This window comes from Thermogutta sp., assembly GCF_014359955.1.
In the GTDB taxonomy this organism is placed as follows: domain Bacteria; phylum Planctomycetota; class Planctomycetia; order Pirellulales; family Thermoguttaceae; genus Thermogutta.
The window spans coordinates 1-2,132 of the sequence record NZ_JACIYL010000755.1; the positions used below are offsets into that span (position 1 = coordinate 1).

1 protein-coding gene is annotated in these 2,132 nt (G+C 57.7%); it reads right to left on the bottom strand.

Going from position 1 to position 2,132, the window contains the following annotated elements; genetic code table 11:
• Nucleotides 1–1,468: S41 family peptidase (locus H5U08_RS16635; RefSeq protein WP_297035627.1), on the bottom strand; the 1,468-nt coding region annotated here is incomplete at its 3' end.
• Between the last annotated feature and the right edge of the window lie 664 nt (nucleotides 1,469–2,132).

A 2,132-nucleotide genomic window follows, 5' to 3' on the forward strand; every position in this document is an offset into this window, starting at 1 on the left:
CGACGATGAGTCCGCGACGGTAATCCTGGATGGCACCGGCGAGGATTTCGCTGGCGCTCGCGCTGAATTTGCTGATGAGAACGATGAGGGGCCCGCGCCAGGCGACACTGCTGTCCTCGTCGTCGTAAACCATGACCCGACCTGCTGAATCCTTCACCTGGACGATGGGGCCACTTTCGATGAACAGACCGGTGAGGTTGATGGCTTCCTGGAGGGAGCCGCCGCCGTTTCGCCGGAGATCGAGAATGACGCCATCCACACCCTGCTGGGTGAAGGATTCCAGAATTCGCCGCACATCGCGCGTGGTGCTGCGGAATTCAGGAATACCCAGCCGGGCACCCGTCATGTCCATGTAAAAGCTGGGCAGGTCGATGACGCCGATACGATACGGTTTGCCATCGGGTTTTTGCCCCACTTCAAAGACCTGTCCTTTGGCTTCGCTGTCGGTGAGTTCGATTTTTTCACGGGTGATGGTGATGATTTGTTTGGGGCCGCCATCGGCGGGGAGCACTTCCAGCCGAACGACCGTACCCCGTTTCCCGCGGATGAGTTTGACGACATCCGAAAGCTTCATATCGACGACGTCGACAATTTCGCCGTCTTCGCCCTGTCCCACGCCGATGATTTTGTCATCGACTTTGAGGCGACCGTCTTTTGCTGCCGCTCCTCCCGGGATGAGGCGTTTCACCACGACGTAGCCGTCTTCCGACTGGAGGGCCGCACCGATGCCTTCCAGCTCGAGTTTCATGGTGATGTCGAAGTTTTCCAGTGTCTCGGGGGACATGTAGCTGGTGTGGGGGTCATAAGATTCGCAGATGGCCGAGAGATAAGTCTCAAGGAGTTCGTCCTCGTCGGTTTGATGAATCCGTTTGGCGAAGCTCGTGTATCGGCGCTGGAGTTTTTCGATGGCCGCCTCACCGCTTGTTTCTTTATCCGCCTTGAGAACTAGGAGGTCGAGCTTGATTCGTTTCCGCCAGCGTTCGCGGGCTTCTTCGGGAGTTTTGGGATAGGTGAGCAGATCGGGATCGCGGATGATCTCTTCGTCCTTTGTGAAATCGAGGGGCTGTTTGAGGATGTCGAGGGCGGTGGCCACCCGTTCGTCCACCCGCTTCAGGAAAACGGAAAAGATCTCATACGCCGGGCTGATATCTCCACTTTTGAGCAACTCTGCCCACTGGTCCTGTTTCTCAGCGAAGCGATCCACATCAGATTGATAGAAATAGAGTTTCATGGGGTCGAGGGACTTGAGGAACAATTTGAAGGCCCGCCGCGAAATTTCCTCGTCCAGGGGATGTTTGGTGAGATGTCCCTGGGGAAGGCGGATGGCAATCGTCCGTGCGATGTAGCGATCCTGGGCTCGCGGCCCGGCGGGATCTCCGCACGCGGAAATGCTGCCGACAAGGACAAGAAGTCCCGTCCAAAGAAGGATGAGGGGCACCCTCGAGTAAGAGCGTTCGGACAATCTCATCGCTGGGATCCACAAAAAGAGGAATTGTTCACCATCAGGCCAGGCGTTGTTATCAGCCCGCCCAGCCGTTCCGTCATCAACAATACACCTTCGCTGACCTAATTTTAATCGCTGTGGGCTGATTGGGGGAGTGTAAAAAATAGAGCGGCAGGAAGCGTGATGCTCGCCTTGGGGTGCCTCTTTTCCGCTATTTTGGGCAGCCTGTCCTCCTGAGACTGGGCACAGTCCCCAGGAACGGACCGGGCGAAAACCGGGCACTTTGCGCCCGAAACCTGCGACAGCGGGCGACATCGTAGCGTCGGCGGCGGGATTTCACAAGGTGAAACTTCCTGCCGGGGGACGTGCATGTCACGTCTGCTTCTCAGCGTGGGAAAACCGCTTTCGCTTCGCCGGGCAATGCGCGGTCACGTCAAGGATTCATCGGAACGTGCCAATTCATGAATGGCCCCTGCCGTTTAAACCAGCGGAATGCGTAGCGGACCCGACGAGCGGGTCCCTCCGGAAAAGCTCCGATCGGAGGGGCACGCTTGTCGTGCCCGTCGAGGGGAAATGAATCATCGATCGTCGATCATCGGACCTGACAAGCAGGTCCCTCCGAGGCGTCTTTCGGAGGGACGCGCCTGTCGTGCCCGTCGAAAGGCAATGGATGATCGGACGTCGAACG